General features: G+C 71.6%; 13 protein-coding genes. 6 read left to right on the plus strand and 7 right to left on the minus strand.

Translation table 11 applies throughout. The features are described from left to right. Positions 1–20: 20 nt before the first annotated feature. A complete protein-coding gene (locus KSED_RS13795) occupies positions 21–1,349 on the minus strand; it encodes a D-alanyl-D-alanine carboxypeptidase family protein (RefSeq protein WP_015780078.1) in 1,329 nt (442 codons plus the stop codon). A gap of 399 nt (positions 1,350–1,748) precedes the next feature. Here KSED_RS13795 and KSED_RS10580 point away from each other — a divergent pair, with 399 nt between their 5' ends. Further along, positions 1,749–3,260 carry an APC family permease gene (locus tag KSED_RS10580; RefSeq protein ID WP_015780079.1) on the plus strand — a complete coding sequence of 504 codons (1,512 nt, stop codon included), beginning with the start codon at positions 1,749–1,751 and terminating at the stop codon, positions 3,258–3,260. A 104-nt stretch (positions 3,261–3,364) separates the two neighbouring features. Here the strand turns inward: KSED_RS10580 and KSED_RS10585 are convergent, their stop codons facing one another. Then, positions 3,365–4,324, minus strand: coding sequence for a hydroxymethylglutaryl-CoA lyase (locus KSED_RS10585; RefSeq protein WP_015780080.1), 960 nt, complete (start codon positions 4,322–4,324; stop codon positions 3,365–3,367). Positions 4,325–4,437: 113 nt separating this feature from the next. Between KSED_RS10585 and KSED_RS10590 the strand changes: the two genes are divergently transcribed. After that, positions 4,438–6,090, plus strand: a complete 1,653-nt coding sequence (locus KSED_RS10590; RefSeq protein ID WP_015780081.1) for a DNA repair helicase XPB — start codon at positions 4,438–4,440, stop codon at positions 6,088–6,090. Here the strand turns inward: KSED_RS10590 and KSED_RS10595 are convergent. Together KSED_RS10595 and KSED_RS10600 are read right to left on the minus strand one after the other, a co-directional pair. Next, on the minus strand, positions 6,036–7,439 hold the full coding sequence (locus KSED_RS10595; RefSeq protein ID WP_015780082.1) for a glycosyltransferase 87 family protein: 1,404 nt from the start codon (positions 7,437–7,439) through the stop codon (positions 6,036–6,038). The two genes, KSED_RS10590 and KSED_RS10595, sit on opposite strands and share 55 nt — an antisense overlap. Further along, positions 7,436–8,692: a glycosyltransferase 87 family protein gene (locus KSED_RS10600; protein ID WP_169307792.1), complete on the minus strand. Its 1,257-nt coding sequence runs from the start codon at positions 8,690–8,692 to the stop codon at positions 7,436–7,438. The genes KSED_RS10595 and KSED_RS10600 overlap by 4 nt, the downstream gene beginning before the upstream one ends. 114 nt (positions 8,693–8,806) lie before the next feature. Here KSED_RS10600 and KSED_RS10605 point away from each other — a divergent pair, with 114 nt between their 5' ends. From KSED_RS10605 to yczE, 4 genes are all read left to right on the plus strand, one after another. Then, positions 8,807–9,523, plus strand: coding sequence for a response regulator transcription factor (locus KSED_RS10605; RefSeq protein WP_015780084.1), 717 nt, complete (start codon positions 8,807–8,809; stop codon positions 9,521–9,523). Further along, positions 9,520–11,037, plus strand: a complete 1,518-nt coding sequence (locus KSED_RS10610) for a sensor histidine kinase (protein ID WP_015780085.1) — start codon at positions 9,520–9,522, stop codon at positions 11,035–11,037. Before KSED_RS10605 ends, KSED_RS10610 begins: the two co-directional genes overlap by 4 nt. 79 nt (positions 11,038–11,116) lie before the next feature. Further along, entirely contained in the window at positions 11,117–12,370 is a 1,254-nt protein-coding gene (locus KSED_RS10615; RefSeq protein ID WP_015780086.1) for a S1C family serine protease, read from the plus strand. 179 nt (positions 12,371–12,549) lie between these two features. Continuing rightward, positions 12,550–13,266, plus strand: a complete 717-nt coding sequence (gene yczE / locus KSED_RS10620) for a membrane protein YczE (protein ID WP_015780087.1) — start codon at positions 12,550–12,552, stop codon at positions 13,264–13,266. A 68-nt stretch (positions 13,267–13,334) separates the two neighbouring features. Here the strand turns inward: yczE and ehuA are convergent, their stop codons facing one another. Genes ehuA through KSED_RS10635 form a run of 3 tightly spaced genes read right to left on the minus strand, consistent with a single transcriptional unit; the run spans position 13,335 to position 15,530 of the window. Beyond that, positions 13,335–14,114, minus strand: a complete 780-nt coding sequence (gene ehuA, locus KSED_RS10625) for an ectoine/hydroxyectoine ABC transporter ATP-binding protein EhuA (RefSeq protein WP_049758689.1) — start codon at positions 14,112–14,114, stop codon at positions 13,335–13,337. A gap of 34 nt (positions 14,115–14,148) precedes the next feature. Continuing rightward, positions 14,149–14,796, minus strand: a complete 648-nt coding sequence (locus KSED_RS10630) for an amino acid ABC transporter permease (RefSeq protein WP_015780089.1) — start codon at positions 14,794–14,796, stop codon at positions 14,149–14,151. Beyond that, positions 14,793–15,530 carry an amino acid ABC transporter permease gene (locus tag KSED_RS10635; protein WP_015780090.1) on the minus strand — a complete coding sequence of 246 codons (738 nt, stop codon included), beginning with the start codon at positions 15,528–15,530 and terminating at the stop codon, positions 14,793–14,795. The genes KSED_RS10630 and KSED_RS10635 overlap by 4 nt, the downstream gene beginning before the upstream one ends. Position 15,531 lies beyond the last annotated feature (1 nt).

A 15,531-nucleotide genomic window follows, 5' to 3' on the forward strand; every position in this document is an offset into this window, starting at 1 on the left:
CGGTCGGTGCTCGGTCGGTGTCAGTCGCCCAGGGCGCCCAGCCCCTTGGAGTACTGGGTGAGCGAGGCGAACTCCCAGTGCCAGTACTCGGGCTTGTAGGCGCCCTCGCGGGCCCAGCTCGGGTTCTCCCACCCGAAGCGGGGGGCGTTGGCGTCCAGCCAGTTGTACTTGGCGGTGCCGAAACCCAGCTCGCTCTCGGGCTCGCTGAGGTCGCAGGCCGCGGCCCAGCCGTGCTGCGAGGTACCCGGGGTGGCGGCCCAGAAACCGCGGCGGATCTTGTAGAGCACCTGCGTCTCGTAGGTGCGGTAGCACTCGCCGAGCTTGAGGTCGTGGCCGAAGGTGTTCTTGAACTCCTTGTTCAGACCCGCCAGCGGGGCGACGGCGTCGCACTGCAGCAGCTGGTGCTCCTGACCCGGGATGGGGTTGTCGCACAGCGTGTTCGGGTCGAGGCGGCCGTTCGAGCCGGTGTAGGCGTAGTGCACGTCGGTGAGGTGCGCCACGGGCACGAAGCTGGTGGGGCCGGCCTGGAACCACTGGCCGTCGGCCGTGAAGTTGCCGCGCAGCACGTAGCCCTCGGCCACGGAGCCCTTGTAGCCTGAGCCGTAACTGGGCCCGGCGTACACGCCGGTGAACTGGGCGCCCCCGGCGGGGTTGACGTACCGGATGACCTCGGCCGTGGGCGGCTCCGGCGTCGGCGGCGTGGGGGGCTCGGGCGGGGTCGGGGGCTCCGGCGTCGGGTCCACCGAGCCGTCCTCCACCTTGGTGGCGAAGGTGTGCCAGAAGTAGCCGAGGTCCGTCTGGACCCAGCCGTTCACGTCGGTGCCGGTCACCTCGGCGCCGCGGGGCGCCACGCCGATCACCTGGTAGCGCATGCCCGGGCCGGACCGCAGGTTCACCGACCGGTCGATGCGGTAGGTGTCACCGGGAGCTGGGCCGGGCTCCGGGGTCGGCGGGGTGGGGGCCTCGTCGACCTGCTTCACGTAGGCGCCGTGGACGAAACCGTCAGCGGTCTGCACCCACCCGTTGTCGAGCTTCGTGCCGGCCACCTGCGTGCCGGGGGTGTACAGGCCCACGATCGACGACCGGGCCGTGGCCTCGGCGCGGACGTTGAGGTAGGTGGTGACCTCGAAGGTGGCCTCACCCGGGGTCGGCGGCTCCGGCGTGGGCGGCTCCGGGGTGGGGTCGGCCTCGTTGGCCTCGAGCCAGTACCCGTGGACGTAACCGCCATCGATCTGCACCCAGCCGTTGTCCAGGGGCGTGCCGTGGACGACGTCCCCCTTCTCCAGCAGGTCGACCCGGGCCGAGGCGTCGGTGGGGGCGGAGCGGACATTCAGGTACCAGGCGGTCACGGTGTACGACTGTGACTCCGTGGCGTGTGCGTGAGCGGCCGAGGCAGCAATCCCTGCAGCACCGAGCCCGAGGGCGGTACCAGCGAGAGCTGTCGACACCCGCGGCAGGCGCGCGGACGAGAGCATGGAGGGTCCTTGAGGGGTCTGGGATGGTAATCCGAACGAACATTTCCGACACCACAGGGACGTGCGGTGCCGTTCCGCACAATGTCGGTCAAGGGGGGGCGTGTCAAGCACACCGCGCCGATCGTGAACTTCCCGTGACATCCGGGAGAACACGCGGCAACGCCTGCGGCTAGAAAACAGGATGCCCGCGCAGTGCCCGAGGCATGATGGGGTGCACCGCGCGGCACCCCTCGCCGCCGCACCCTGCCCCCTCACTCCCCATCGGAGCCCCTCATGAACAATCGCGCCACGCGCCAGTCGTCTGCGGACCTGCTGGAGCAACGCGACAGCCTCGACTCCACCCTCAAGCCGCACTGGGTGTGGGCCATCGCCCTGGGCTCGGCCATCGGCTGGGGCGCCTTCGTGCTGCCCACCGACTGGCTGGCCACCGCCGGGCCGCTGGGAACCGCCATCGGACTGACCATTGGCGCGGCCCTCATGTGCCTCATCGCCGTCAGCTACGGAATCCTCATCCGCACCTTCCCCGTCTCCGGTGGTGAGTTCGCCTACGCCTTCAATGCGTTCGGCCGGAACCACGCCTTTGCCTGCGGGTGGTTCCTCACCCTCGGATATGCCTCGATCGTGGCCCTGAACGCCTCGGCCGTGGCCCTGCTCTTCCGCCGGCTGCTGCCGGACCTGGTGGAGTGGGTGCCGCTGTGGGAGATCGCCGGGTGGCAGGTCTACCTCGGCGAGGTCGTCGTCGCGAGCCTGGCCCTGGTGGCCTTCGCGGTGCTCAACACCCGCGGCACCGCCCTGTCGGGCCGCACCCAGTTCCTCATGGTGATGGCGATGCTGGTGGGCGTCGCCCTCATCCTGGTCGGTGTGCTGATCCACCCGGACGGCATGTGGGCCAACGTCTCCCCCGGCTTCCCCGAGGGGGTTGCACCGACCGCGGCGATCCTCGGCATCGTGGCCATCGCCCCGTGGGCCTTCGTGGGCTTCGACAACGTGCCGCAGGCCGCCGAGGAGTTCGACTTCCCGCCGGCCAAGGCCTTCGCCCTGATCGTCTTCGCCATCGTGGCCGCCGCGGCCATCTACATCGCGATGACGGTGGCCACGGCCGCCTCGCAGAAGTGGGAGGGCCTCGTCGCCTCCGAGCCGCTGTGGGGCACCGCCGACGGCCTGAGCAACCTTTTCGGCTCCGTGGGGCTGCTGGTCCTGGGCCTCTCGGTGGCCATGGGTGTCTCCACCGGCCTGAACGGCTTCTACGTGGCCGCCAGCCGCCTGCTGTTCGCGATGGGGCGTGCCCGGGTGATCCCGGAGCGCTTCGCGGGTCTGAACTCCCACCGCGCCCCGGCCTTCGCGGTCGTGTTCGTGATGGCCGTGTGCCTGCTCTCCCCGTGGTTCGGCCGTCAGGCCCTGTCGTGGATCGTGGACATGAGCTCCATCGGCGTGACGATCGCCTACACCTACACCTGCCTGGCGGCGTTCAAGATGCTGCGCTGGAGCAACGCCCCGGCCGACCCCACCGAGCCGGAGGGCAGCCGCTCCACGGTGCGAAAGGTCCTGGCGCTTCTGGGCGCCCTGGCCGGTGTCTGCTTCCTGCTGCTGCTCCTGGTGCCCGGCTCCCCGGCCGCGTTGAAGATGCCCTCCCTCATCGCACTGGGGGTCTGGGTGGCCCTGGGCCTGGTGTTCTGGGTGTCGCGCCGCAAGGCGGTGGCCGCCACCTCCGAGGAGGAGATGCGCACCCTCATCCTGGGTGAGCACCTCGAGAAGTCCGACGCCGTGCCCAGCACGACGGCCTGAGTTCCTGGGGCCTCGTCGGTCCCCCCATGAACGGCCCGTCCTGGGGATCCCGGGACGGGCCGTTCTGCGTGCGCGGGCAGGCCGGGCCCGCCCCGGCCGCGGGCTCAGCCGGCGAGCGCCTTGACCACGCGGCTGACCGAGGGCTTGCCCAGCTGCTCGGCCATCCACACCGACGTGGCCACCAGCTTCTCCAGGTCCACCCCGTGCTCGATGCCCATGCCCTCCAGGGCCCAGACCAGGTCCTCGGTGGCCAGGTTGCCGGTCGCGGACTTCGCGTAGGGGCACCCGCCCAGGCCCCCGGCCGAGGCGTCCACCACGCGCACGCCCCGGGAGAGCGCCGCCATCGTGTTCGACAGGGCCTGGCCGTAGGTGTCGTGGAAGTGCACGCCGATGCGGTCGGTGCCCAGCCCCACGTCCTCCAGACCGTCCAGCAGGTGGTGCACGTGCGCGTACGTGCCCACGCCGATGGTGTCGCCCAGGCTGAGCTGGTCGCAGCCCAGGTCCATCAGCCGCTGGCAGGTGTCCACCACCTGGGACACCGGCACCGGTCCCTCCCACGGGTCGCCGAAGCACATGGAGACGTACGCGCGCACCCACATGCCCTCGGCCCGGGCCTGCTCCACCACCGGGGCGAACATCTCGAACTGCTCCTCGCGCCCCCGGTTGAGGTTCTTCTGCGCGAACGCCTCGGTGGCCGAACCGAACACCGCGATGCTGCTCAGCCCCAGCTCCTGCGCTCGCTCCAGGCCCTTCATGTTCGGCACGAGCACCGGGCGCTTCGGCCCCGTGGCCAGGTCGCCGAGCTGCCCGATGAGCTCGGCGGCGTCGCCCAGCTGCGGCACCCACTTCTGCGGGACGAAGCTCGTGGTCTCCACCGTGTCGAGCCCGGCATCCAGCAGCCGCCGCACGAACTCGGCCTTCACCGCGGTGGGGATCACGCCCTTCTCGTTCTGCAGGCCGTCGCGCGGGCCGACCTCGTAGATCGTCACGGCATCGGGCATGCCCCCCACGGCACCCACCTCGGGGGCGAGGGAGCGGACGGTCTCAATCTGGGCAGTGCGCATGGGGACTCCTCGGTCCGATGGTGTTCTCACCCCCAGTGTCTCAACCCACCCGGCCGGGCGGTGGCCCACCCGCGCGACGGAACACCGCACCGGGCCACCGCGTTGACGCCCCCATGACCGGCCCCCTCATCGTCCAGAGCGACAAGTCCGTCCTCCTCGAGGTCGACCACGACGGCTACGAGGCCGCCCGCCGCGCCATCGCACCCTTCGCCGAGCTCGAGCGCGCCCCCGAGCACGTGCACACCTACCGCATCACCCCGCTCGCCCTGTGGAACGCCCGCGCCGCCGGCCTCGATGCGGAGCAGGTGGTCGACGCGCTGGTCACCCACAGCCGCTTCCCCGTACCGCAGCCGCTGCTCATCGACGTGGCCGAGACGATGGACCGCTACGGCCGCCTCACCCTGGAGCAGCACCCCACGGCCGGCCTGGTGCTGCACTCCACCGACCCCGCCGTGCTCACCGAGGTGCGCCGCCACAAGAAGATCGCCCCGATGCTGGGAGCGGACGTCGACGCCGCGACGGTCGCCGTGCACCCGTCCGAGCGCGGTGCCATCAAGAGCGAGCTCATCAACGTGGGCTGGCCCGCCGACGACAAGGCGGGCTACGTCGACGGCGAGGCCCACCCCATCGGGCTCGAGGGCGACTGGGGCCTGCGCCCCTACCAGGAGCACGCGGTGGACGGGTTCACCGACGGCGGCTCCGGGGTGGTCGTGCTGCCCTGCGGGGCCGGCAAGACGCTGGTGGGCGCCGGGGCGATGGCCCGCCAGGAGACCACCACGCTGATCCTGGTGACGAACACGATGTCGGCCCGCCAGTGGAAGGCCGAGCTGCTGCGCCGCACCACCCTCACCGAGGAGGAGATCGGCGAGTACTCCGGCACCGTCAAGGAGGTCCGCCCGGTCACCATCGCGACCTACCAGGTGCTCACCACGCGCCGCAAGGGCGTCTACACCCACCTGGACCTGCTGGACGCCCGCGACTGGGGCCTGATCATCTACGACGAGGTGCACCTGCTGCCCGCGCCGATCTTCCGCATGACGGCCGACCTGCAGGCCCGCCGTCGGCTGGGGCTCACGGCCACCCTGGTGCGCGAGGACGGCCGCGAGAACGAGGTGTTCAGCCTCATCGGCCCGCAGCGCTACAACGCGCCGTGGAAGGACATCGAGGCCCAGGGCTGGATCGCCCCGGCGGACTGCGTGGAGGTGCGCACCACCCTGCCGGAGTCCGAGCGCATGGCCTACGCCACGGCCGAGGCCGACCAGCGCTACCGGCTCGCCGCCTGCGCCGACGTGAAGCTGCCGGTGCTCGACCGCATCGTGGAGCACCACGCCGGCGAGGCAACCCTGGTGATCGGCCAGTACCTCGACCAGCTCGAGGAGATCGCGGGCCGGCTGGACTGCGACATCATCACCGGGGAGACGCCGCAGAAGGAGCGCGGCCGGCTGTTCGAGGCCTTCCGCTCCGGGGAGATCACCCGCCTGGTGGTCAGCAAGGTGGCCAACTTCTCCATCGACCTCCCCGAGGCCTCGGTGGCCATCCAGGTCTCCGGCACCTTCGGCTCACGGCAGGAGGAGGCCCAGCGGCTCGGCCGCGTGCTGCGCCCGAAGAGCGACGGCCGCACCGCGCACTTCTACACCGTCGTCACGCGGGACACCGTCGATGCGGAGTTCGCCGCCCACCGCCAGCGCTTCCTCGCCGAGCAGGGCTACGCCTACCGCATCCTCGATGCCGAGGAGGTGCCGGACGCGCTGGTGACCGGCGACTGACCCGCCACGGCCGGGCGCGATGCGGTCGGGCCCGCGACGCCGGCCCCCTGCGCGCCGGCCGGAGCGGCGCGCCAGGCGGTGCTCGGCCCGCCGCGCAGCACGCCGGCGCCGAGCACCCCGAGAAGCAGCAGGAACATGAGCAGGTAGTCGTTGCCGACGATCATCTGCAGGGGATTCCAGTCCAACTCCTGCATGCGCCGGGCAGGGGCCCACCAGTGCGCGTCGGCCACCAGCACCAGGGCCACCACGGCGGCGAGCGCCTGCAGGTGCGCCGCCTTGAACCGGAGCAGCGGTGCCACCCGCGGCGCGGACTCCCACAGCGCCACCACCAGCGGGATGGCCCACACCCAGTGGTGCGTCCAGGCGATCGGCGAGGCCACCACCACCGCCAGCGAGGCGACGAAGAAGCCGAGCACGCGCTCCCCGTGGAGGGTCAGCCAGGCCCCGACGGCCACGATGGCCACCGACACCACCCCGCCCACCAGCAGCCAGGCCAGCGTCGCCGCATCGGTGTCGGGCCCGAACCAGCGGCTCATGAAGCCCATCACCGACTGGTTGCCCAGGTACTCCTTGGGCATCGAGTGGGCGATGGCGTCGCTCATGTGGTTGGGCTCCCCGCCGGCCGATGCAGGGAGCGTGTCCAGCCAGAAGGCGCGGGCCGTGCCCGGCGTGACGACGAACGAGACCCCGATGGTGGCCACGAAGGTGCCGGTGGCCACTGCCGCCGCCCGCCACTGGCGGGTCAGGAGCAGCCAGGCCAGGAAGGTGAGCGGCGAGAGCTTGATGCCGGCCGCGATGCCCAGGCCGACGCCCCGCCACCAGCGGTCGCGCCCCGTGGCGAGGTCGGCCGTGATGAGGGCGGCCAGGATGAGGTTGACCTGTCCGAAGTGCATGGTCAGCCACACCGGCTCGGCCACCATGGCGGCCACGAGCATCACGGTGGCCACCACGACCCCCACGCCGGCTCGCCCCAGCGCCACGTGCAGCAGGAAGGCCACGCAGGCGATCGAGACCAGCAGGGTCAGGGCGGAGCCCAGCCACGGGCTCACCCAGGCCATCGGCAGGAAGGCCAGCAGCGCGAACGGCGGGTAGGTGAAGGTCAGCTGTGAGCTGGTGTAGGTGAGGTTGTAGACATTGTCACCCTCCAGCAACGCCCTGACGCCGCCGGTGTAGACCCGCAGGTCCAGCGGCGGGTCCTCGCGCATCACGAGCATGGTGAGCACGGCCGCGCTGAGCAGCACGAAGGCCGGCAGCCACACCGCCGGTGAGGTGCCGCGACGCTCTCCCGGGTCCGCGGCCCAGGGCTCAGCACGCCCCGCGGGAACCACCCGCGGGGCCGCCGCGGTCATGCGTCGGACCCCACGCCCCCGCGGCCGGCCAGCAGCTCGCGCACCTGCCGCGCCGCCAACGGCACCAGGGCCACCGTCAGCAACAGACCGCCCCACACGTACGCGTTCCCCAACACCATCTGCCATGCGTTCCACTCCAGTTCGCGTCCGTCCCGGGAGGGGACCCACCAGATCACCTGCAGCACTGCCGCAGCCAGCATGCCCCCCGCAGCCCACCGCGCCAGGCGGGGCACGTCCTTCCGGGCTGCCGAGCACAGTACCGCCAGCGCCAGGGGGACCATCCACACCCAGTGGTGGGACCAGCTCACCGGGGAGGCCAGCAGCATCCCGATCGAGGCCACCCAGAGCCCGGCGGAACGGTCGCCCAGGGCGCTCAGGCGCGCCGCGGCCAGCACCAGCACCACACCCACCACCACCGAGATGACGAACCACGCCGGGTCGAGCGCCGGGGCCTCGTCGCCCAGGAAGCGCGCGAGCACGCCCTTGACCGACTGGTTGGCCACGTAGCTGGGCGCGCCGATCCGCCCCGTCTCCGGCAACACCTCGGTCCAGAAGGCCCGCGAGTCACCCGGCAGCACGAGGAAGCCCAGGCCGATGGTGGACAGCATCGCCCCCAGTGCCACGCCCGCTGCCCGCCACTGGCGGCTCAGCACCAGCCAGGCCAGCAGGAAGATCGGCGTGAGCTTGATGCCGGCGGCCACGCCCAGCCACACCCCGCGCCAGGGGCGGTCGCCGCGGCGCAGCAGGTCCGCGGCCAGCAGGCCCGCCAGCAGGAGGTTCACCTGGCCGAACGAGAAGGTCTGCCACATGGGCTCGCAGACCACGGCGGCCACGGCCAGCACACCCAACATCTTCCAGGTGGGCGCCAACCGGTGGCCCAGGAAGGTCATGGAGCCCTCGCGCGCACCCTCCAGGGCCCGGCGCAGCACCACCACCAGACCCAGCGCGGAACCGAGCACCACCAGCCCGAGGGCGACCGCCTGCGGGGCGAGCGCCAGCGGGACGAAGAGCAGCGCGGCGAAAGGCGGGTAGGTGAACGGCAGGCCCTCGCGCGGCGCGTAGAGGCTGTCGCCGTCGGCCACCAGCTGGCCACCCCATCGATACACCTCGAGGTCCACCGGCCAACCGCCATTGATCCACAGGGCCGCCAGGGCGGCCACGCTGACGAGCAGCGCGGGCACCCAGAGGCGCAGGGCACGCTGCGCGCCCGGGCTGGTACCGGCAGGGGACGGGGCAGAGGTGGAGGAGGGCACGATGCGCACATTGTGCCCCGCTCCCGCCGCACCGCGAGACCGGGCTCGGCCCGTCATCGGACCTCCCCAGCGTGTGCTCAGGAAACTCCCAGCCCCACTCAGCACAGTGGAGCCATGGACACCAGCGCTGACGCCACCCTCCTCGTGGTCGAGGACGAGCCCAACATCCGCGAGCTGCTGGCCACGAGCCTGCGCTTCGCCGGGTTCGAGGTGCACACCGCGGCGCAGGGGAGCACCGCCCTGCAGCTCGCGGCCGAGGTCGAGCCCGACCTGTTGGTGCTGGACGTGATGCTGCCGGACATGGACGGCTTCACCATCACCCGCCGCCTGCGCGAGCGCGACCAGCACATGCCGGTGCTCTTCCTCACCGCCCGGGACTCGGTGGACGACAAGGTCAAGGGGCTGACCGTCGGCGGCGACGACTACGTCACCAAACCGTTCAGCCTGGAGGAGGTGGTGGCCCGCATCCGCGCCATCCTGCGGCGCAGCCACGCCGAGGACCAGGCCGACGAGGACCGCGTGCTGACCTTCGAGGACCTCACCCTCAACGAGGACACCTACGAGGTCTCCCGCGCCGGACGCGTCATCGAGGTCTCCCCCACCGAGTTCAACCTGCTGCGCTACCTGATGCAGAACCCCCACCGGGTGCTCTCGAAGGCGCAGATCCTGGACCACGTCTGGGACTACGACTTCCGCGGGGAGATGGGCATCGTCGAGAGCTACATCTCCTACCTGCGCCGCAAGATCGACACCGAGGGACTGCCTCCCCTGATCCACACCAAGCGGGGGGTGGGCTACGTCCTGCGCCTGCCGCCGGAGTCGGTCGCGTGAACCCGGTGGCGGCGGGGGCCACCGCGACGGGCCGGGTCGCCCGCCACTGGGCGGCCCCCCGCCACTGGCCCCTGCGGGTGCGCCTGCTGGCCGTCGTGATGGTGCTGCTGGTCGGCGCCCTGAGCGCGACCGCGATCGCGCTGGCCATCCTGATGCAGCAGTTCCTGGTGCGCCAGGTCGATGAGCAGCTCGAGCGCGCCGCAGCCCCCGTGGCCCAGTCGGCCTTCGACAGCTTCACCCGCACCGGGTCCACCGGCTTCCGCCCGCCGAACAACTACTGGATCCAGTTCATGCCGGTCAACGGCACCCAGCCGCTGACCGTGGCCGACGCCCAGTCCGCCGGCAGCATCCCCCGCATCGGGTACCTGGACCCGGACGACCCCCGCGTGCGTTCCGGGGAGCCGTTCACCGTCACCGACGGCAACGGCGACCGCTGGCGGGTGGTGACCGGGGTGGACGTGAACGAGGTGGCCACCTACGCCGTCGCCCGCCCGCTGCGGGACATCGACGAGGCCGTGCAGAACCTGCAGATTCTGGCCTTCTCGGTGGGGCTGGTGGCCCTGGCCGCGGGGGTCCTGCTGGGGTGGCCGCTGATGAACCGGGCGTTTCGTCCGCTGACGCAGATCGAGGACACCGCCGCCGGCATTGCCGAGGGCAACCTCTCCAGCCGCGTCCCCCACCCCGGCACGCGCGACGAGGTCGGCTCGCTGGCCAGCTCGTTGAACCTGATGCTGGCGCACGTGGAGCGCTCCCTCGCAGTGCGCGATGCCTCCGAGCAGCAGATGCGCCGCTTCATCGCCGACGCCTCCCACGAGCTGCGCACGCCGATGGCGGCGATCCGCGGCTACGCAGAGCTGTACCGCTCCGGTGCCATCACCGGGGCCGAGGACACGGCGGCGGCCATGCGCCGCATCGAGGACGAGGCCACCCGCATGGGCGTGCTCGTGGAGGACCTCATGACCCTCGCCCGGCTCGATGCGGGGCAGCGCCACGCGTTCTCCCCCCCCACGAGCGCGGCCGACGCCGTCCCCGAGCCCACCGAGGTGGACCTGACCGTGCTGGCCAGCGACGCGGTGGCGGACACCCGCGCCTGGGCCCCCGAACGCACCCTGCGCCTGCAGGGCCTGGCCGGGCAGCCGCTCGAGGCCGCCCTGACCAGCGGGCAGGAGGCCTCCCTGCGGCAGGTGGTGACCAACCTCGTGGCCAACGCGGTGCGCCACACCCCCGATAGCCCCATCGAGGTGCAGGTGGGGCGCGACCGGGACGAGGTGGTGCTGCGCGTGGTGGACCACGGGCCGGGGGTCGCTCCGCAGGACCGCACGCGGGTGTTCGAGCGCTTCTACCGCTCCGACCCGTCTCGGCAGCGCGGCGAGGGCGGTGGCTCCGGGCTGGGGCTCGCCATCGTGGCCACCACGGTGGCCCAGCACCGGGGCACCGTCTCGGCGCTGGAGACGCCCGGTGGTGGGGCCACCTTCGAGGTCCGCCTGCCCGCCCACGAGGAGGAGCCGGCGTGATTCACAGAGAAATCCCAGCGTCGGTGCAGCGCGACCCAAGCCTCGCGTGGTCCACTGCTCGGTGTCGGAAGGAGCAACGATGACCCAGCACGGGCAGGACGAGCCGTACGGCCAGGGTGACCAGTACCCGCCCTACAGCTCGTCGAGGCAGTACGAGGACGCCCCGCAGCGTTCGCGTGGCTGGTGGCAGGTGCCCACCGCCGCGGTGCTGTCGGCTGCCCTGGCCACCGCCGGTACCTGGACGCTGGCGGAGAACGGAGTCATCGGTTCCGGGGGCAGCACCTCCCCCTCGGAGAGCCAGGTGGCGCAGGGCGAGCCCGCCAGCGACCGCCAGGACGGCGCCGGTGAGTCCGACGGCTCCGGTGACGGCGCCGAGTCGGGCGACGGCGCGAAGGCCGCCCCCGTGGCGACCGCCGACGGTGTCGACTGGTCCGGGGTGGCCGAGCAGGTCTCCCCCAGCGTGGTCGCCATCTCGGTGGCCAGTGCCACGGCGGGTGGGTCGGGCTCCGGCGTGATCCTCGACGAGCAGGGCCACGTGGTCACCAACGACCACGTCGTCAGCGGCGCTCAGGACATCCGGGTGACCATCGGCGACAACCGGGCGTACGACGCCACCGTCGTGGGCACCGACCCTGAGACGGACCTCGCGGTCCTGAAGATCGACCAGGCGCCCGAGGACCTGCAGCCGATCACGGTCGGGGACGACAAGGAGCTCAACGTCGGCGACCCTGTGATGGCTGTGGGTAACCCGCTGGGCCTCTCGGGCACCGTGACCACCGGCATCGTCAGCGCGCTGGACCGCCCGGTCCGGGCCGGTGACGCCGAGACCCAGGTGGTGACGAACGCGGTGCAGACCTCCGCGGCGATCAACCCGGGAAACTCCGGCGGCGCGCTGGTGAACTCCGCCGGCGAGCTGGTGGGCATCAACTCCAGCATCGCCACCCTGGGCTCCAACGGCCAGGAGGGCGGCAACATCGGCATCGGGTTCGCCATCACGGCCACCCAGATGAAGAACGTCACCAGCGAGCTCATCGAGACCGGCAAGGCCACCCACGCGCAGCTGGGCGTCCGGGTCACCGACGCCACGGTGCAGGTCGACGGCGCCCACGTGAACGGCGCCGGCATCGCGTCGGTGGAGCCGAACACCGCCGCGGCCGAGGCCGGGCTCGAGGAGGGCGACGTGGTGGTGGCCATCGACGGTGAGTCGGTGGACAGCATGTGGGCCCTCATCGCCCAGATGCACGAACGAGCCGTCGGCGAGACCGCCACCGTCACGGTGGTGCGCGACGGCGAGCGCCAGGACGTGGAGGTGACCGCCGGCGCCAAGGAATGACCAAGGACTCCCGTGCCGGCCGCCGTGCGACCGGACGGTACGGGTGGGGACGAGAAGGTCCCCGCCGGGTCGAGCCCTCTCCCCTGGGAGCTCCCCGGAAGGACCGCCCGGGCCGTGGGTGTGTGTGACCACCGGCCCGGGCGGTTCGCTGCCCGCACCCGTGACGCAGACTGTGCCCTGTGACCAGCCCTGCAACCCCCGCCACGGAACGCACCCCGCGCCGCTCCCGCCGCACGGAGCTGGCCACCCTCGGGCCCCTCGCCCAGCTGCGCGCCGGGCGCCTCCCGCTGCGCCTGACCTGGCTGTTGGTGGGGCTGGCGCTCTACGGCGCCTCGATGGCGATGGTGCTGCGCGCCACCCTGGGGCAGATCCCGTGGGACGTCTTCCACGTGGGCCTGGGCACGCACCTGCCGCTGAGCTTCGGGCTCACCGTGGTGCTGGTCGGTGTCCTGTTGCTGCTGCTGTGGATCCCGCTGCGCCAGCCACCGGGCCTCGGCACCCTGGGCAACGCGCTCCTCATCGGACCGGCCGCCGACCTGACGCTGGCGTTGCTCCCGACGCCGGAGGACTGGGCGCCCCGCATCGGCCTGATGGTGGCCGGCATCGCGCTGAACGGGGTCGCGAGCGCCATGTACATCGGTGCGCAGCTGGGCCCCGGGCCGCGTGACGGGTTGATGACCGGCCTGGCGCACACCACTGGGTGGTCCCTGCGCGTGGTGCGCACCGGCCTGGAGGTGACCGTGATCGTGGCCGGCGTGCTCCTGGGCGGCACCCTCGGAGTGGCGACGATCCTCTACGCGCTGGCGATCGGCCCGCTGACGCAAGCCTTCCTGCCCTACCTCACGGTGCGCTTGGCCGACGGCACCGAACGACCTCCGGCTGCCCCCACGGCCTGAGTGCCGCGTCGGGCCCCGGGCCCCGGGAAGCCGCGCCGAGCCACGACGTGGGTCCCCGGGCGCGGCCCTCAGAGGATGCTGGAGAGGAAGGCGCGGGTGCGCTCGTGCTCCGGCTGGTTGAAGATCCGCGCGGGCTCACCCTCCTCGACCACCCGGCCGCCGTCGAACATCATCACGCGCTGGGAGACGTCCTGGGCGAAGTTCATCTCGTGGGTGACGATCAACATCGAGATGTCGGTCTCGGCCGCGATGTCGCGCAGCACGCCCAGCACCTCCCCCACGAGCTCCGGGTCCAGGGCCGAGGTGACCTCGTCGAGCAGCAGGATCTCGGGGTCCATCGCGAGCGCCCGGGCGATCGCCACGCGCTGCTGCTGACCGCCGGACAACTGGGTGGGGTGGGCCTTCTCCCGCCCGGCCAGGCCCACCTTGGCGAGCAGCTCGGCGCCCCGGTCGTCGGCCGTGGACCGGCTCTGGCCCAGCACCCGGACGGGCGCCTCCGTGATGTTCTCCAGCACGGTCATGTTGGGGAACAGGTTGAACTGCTGGAAGACCATGCCGATCCGCTTGCGCAGCTCACCGACCTGCTTGCGCTTGCGCGGCACCCGCTTGTCGCCCCGGATCTCGTGGGTCAGTGGCTGACCGTCGACGTAGATGAACCCGCCGGTGAGCTCCTCCAGGGTCATGACCAGCCGCAGGATGGTGGTCTTGCCCGACCCGCTCGGGCCGATCAGGGTGACCCGCTCGCCACGCTCTACGGAGAAGTTGAGGTCCTGCAGCACGGTCGTGTCCCCGAACTTCTTGACCACGTCGTCGAAGACGATGCGGGGTGGCTCGCTGGCGGCGGCCAGGTCCGCGGCGAGCTCGCGGTGGGCCGGGGTGATCTCAGTACTCAAGTTTCTTCTCCAGGTATCGCATCAGCAGGAAGGTGGGATAGCTGGCCACCAGGAAGATGGCGCCGGCGATGGTCAGGGCCTCGGTGTAGGTGAAGTTCTGCGCCCCCACCCGTTGGGCGGCGGTCACCATCTCCGGCACACCGATGACGATGAGGAAGGGCGTGTCCTTGAACATCGCGATGGCCCACCCACCCAGTGACGGCAGGGTGTTGCGCAGCGCCTGCGGGATGATCAGGTCCGTCCAGGTGCGACGGGCCGGCAGGGAGAGTGCGGTGGCCGCCTCCCACTGGCCCCGGGGGACCGACTCGATGCCCGCCCGGTAGGACTCCGCCATGTAGGTGGAGTAGTGGATGCCCATGACCACGATGCCCACGACCATGCCCGAGAGCTGGTTGAACGTGAAGTACACGAACAACAGCTGCAGCGGCAGGGGCGTCATGCGCACCACGTCCAGCGCCCACCCGAGGGGCTTGCCGACCACGGCGGGCAGCTCCCGCAGGGAGACCGCCCACACCAGCCCGAGCACGGCGGCCACCAGGGATCCGATCACCGTCACCACCAGGGTGACCTTGACGAAGGCCTCCAGCATCACCGGCAGGGCCTCGAGGGCGACCTCGTTGTCCCAGAGCTCGTTCATGCGTTCACCCCCTGCATGGCGGCCCCGGCGCCGGGTGCCTCGACGTCCTCAGTCCTCCGCGGCGCCCGCTTGCCCCGTCCCAGCTTGCGATGGGCTCGTACCTCCAGCCAGCGCAGGAAGGCCGAGAAGGCCAGTGCGATCGCCAGGTAGAGCACCGCAGCCACCCCGAAGGCCTCGTAGGTGGACATGGTGCGGCGGGCGCGGTCGGCCACCTCGGTGATGTCCGTCAGCAGGATCAGGCTCGCCAGGGCGGTGCCCTTGACCAGCATCACCGCGAGGTTGTTGAGACCCGGCAGCATCAGTGCCCAGGCCTGCGGCCAGATGACCCTGCGGAGCGCGGTCGGGTAGGACATGGACAGGGCGGTGGTGGTCTCCCACTGCCCCTTGGGGACGGCCTTCAACGACCCGCGCACCACCTCGGCGCCGTAGGCCCCGTAGTTCAGCCCGAAGGCGAGGATGCCGGTGCCGAGCGACCCGATGTCGTAGCCGGTCACGGTGGGGATCACGTAGAAGATGAAGAACAGCTGCACCACCAAGGAGGTGCCGCGGAAGAACTCGATGATGACGCGGGCCGGGCCGGTCAGCCACGCGGTGCCGGTGCTGGCGGCGATGCCGAGCACGACGGCGACCACGAAACCGACCAACGCTCCGCCGACGGACAGCTGGACGGTCACCCAGAAGCCGTCGACGAAGCGTGGCCAGGCCGTGGCGAGGTTGTCGAGGAACTCGCTCACG

Source organism: Kytococcus sedentarius DSM 20547 (genome assembly GCF_000023925.1).
In the GTDB taxonomy this organism is placed as follows: Bacteria; Actinomycetota; Actinomycetes; order Actinomycetales; family Dermatophilaceae; genus Kytococcus; species Kytococcus sedentarius.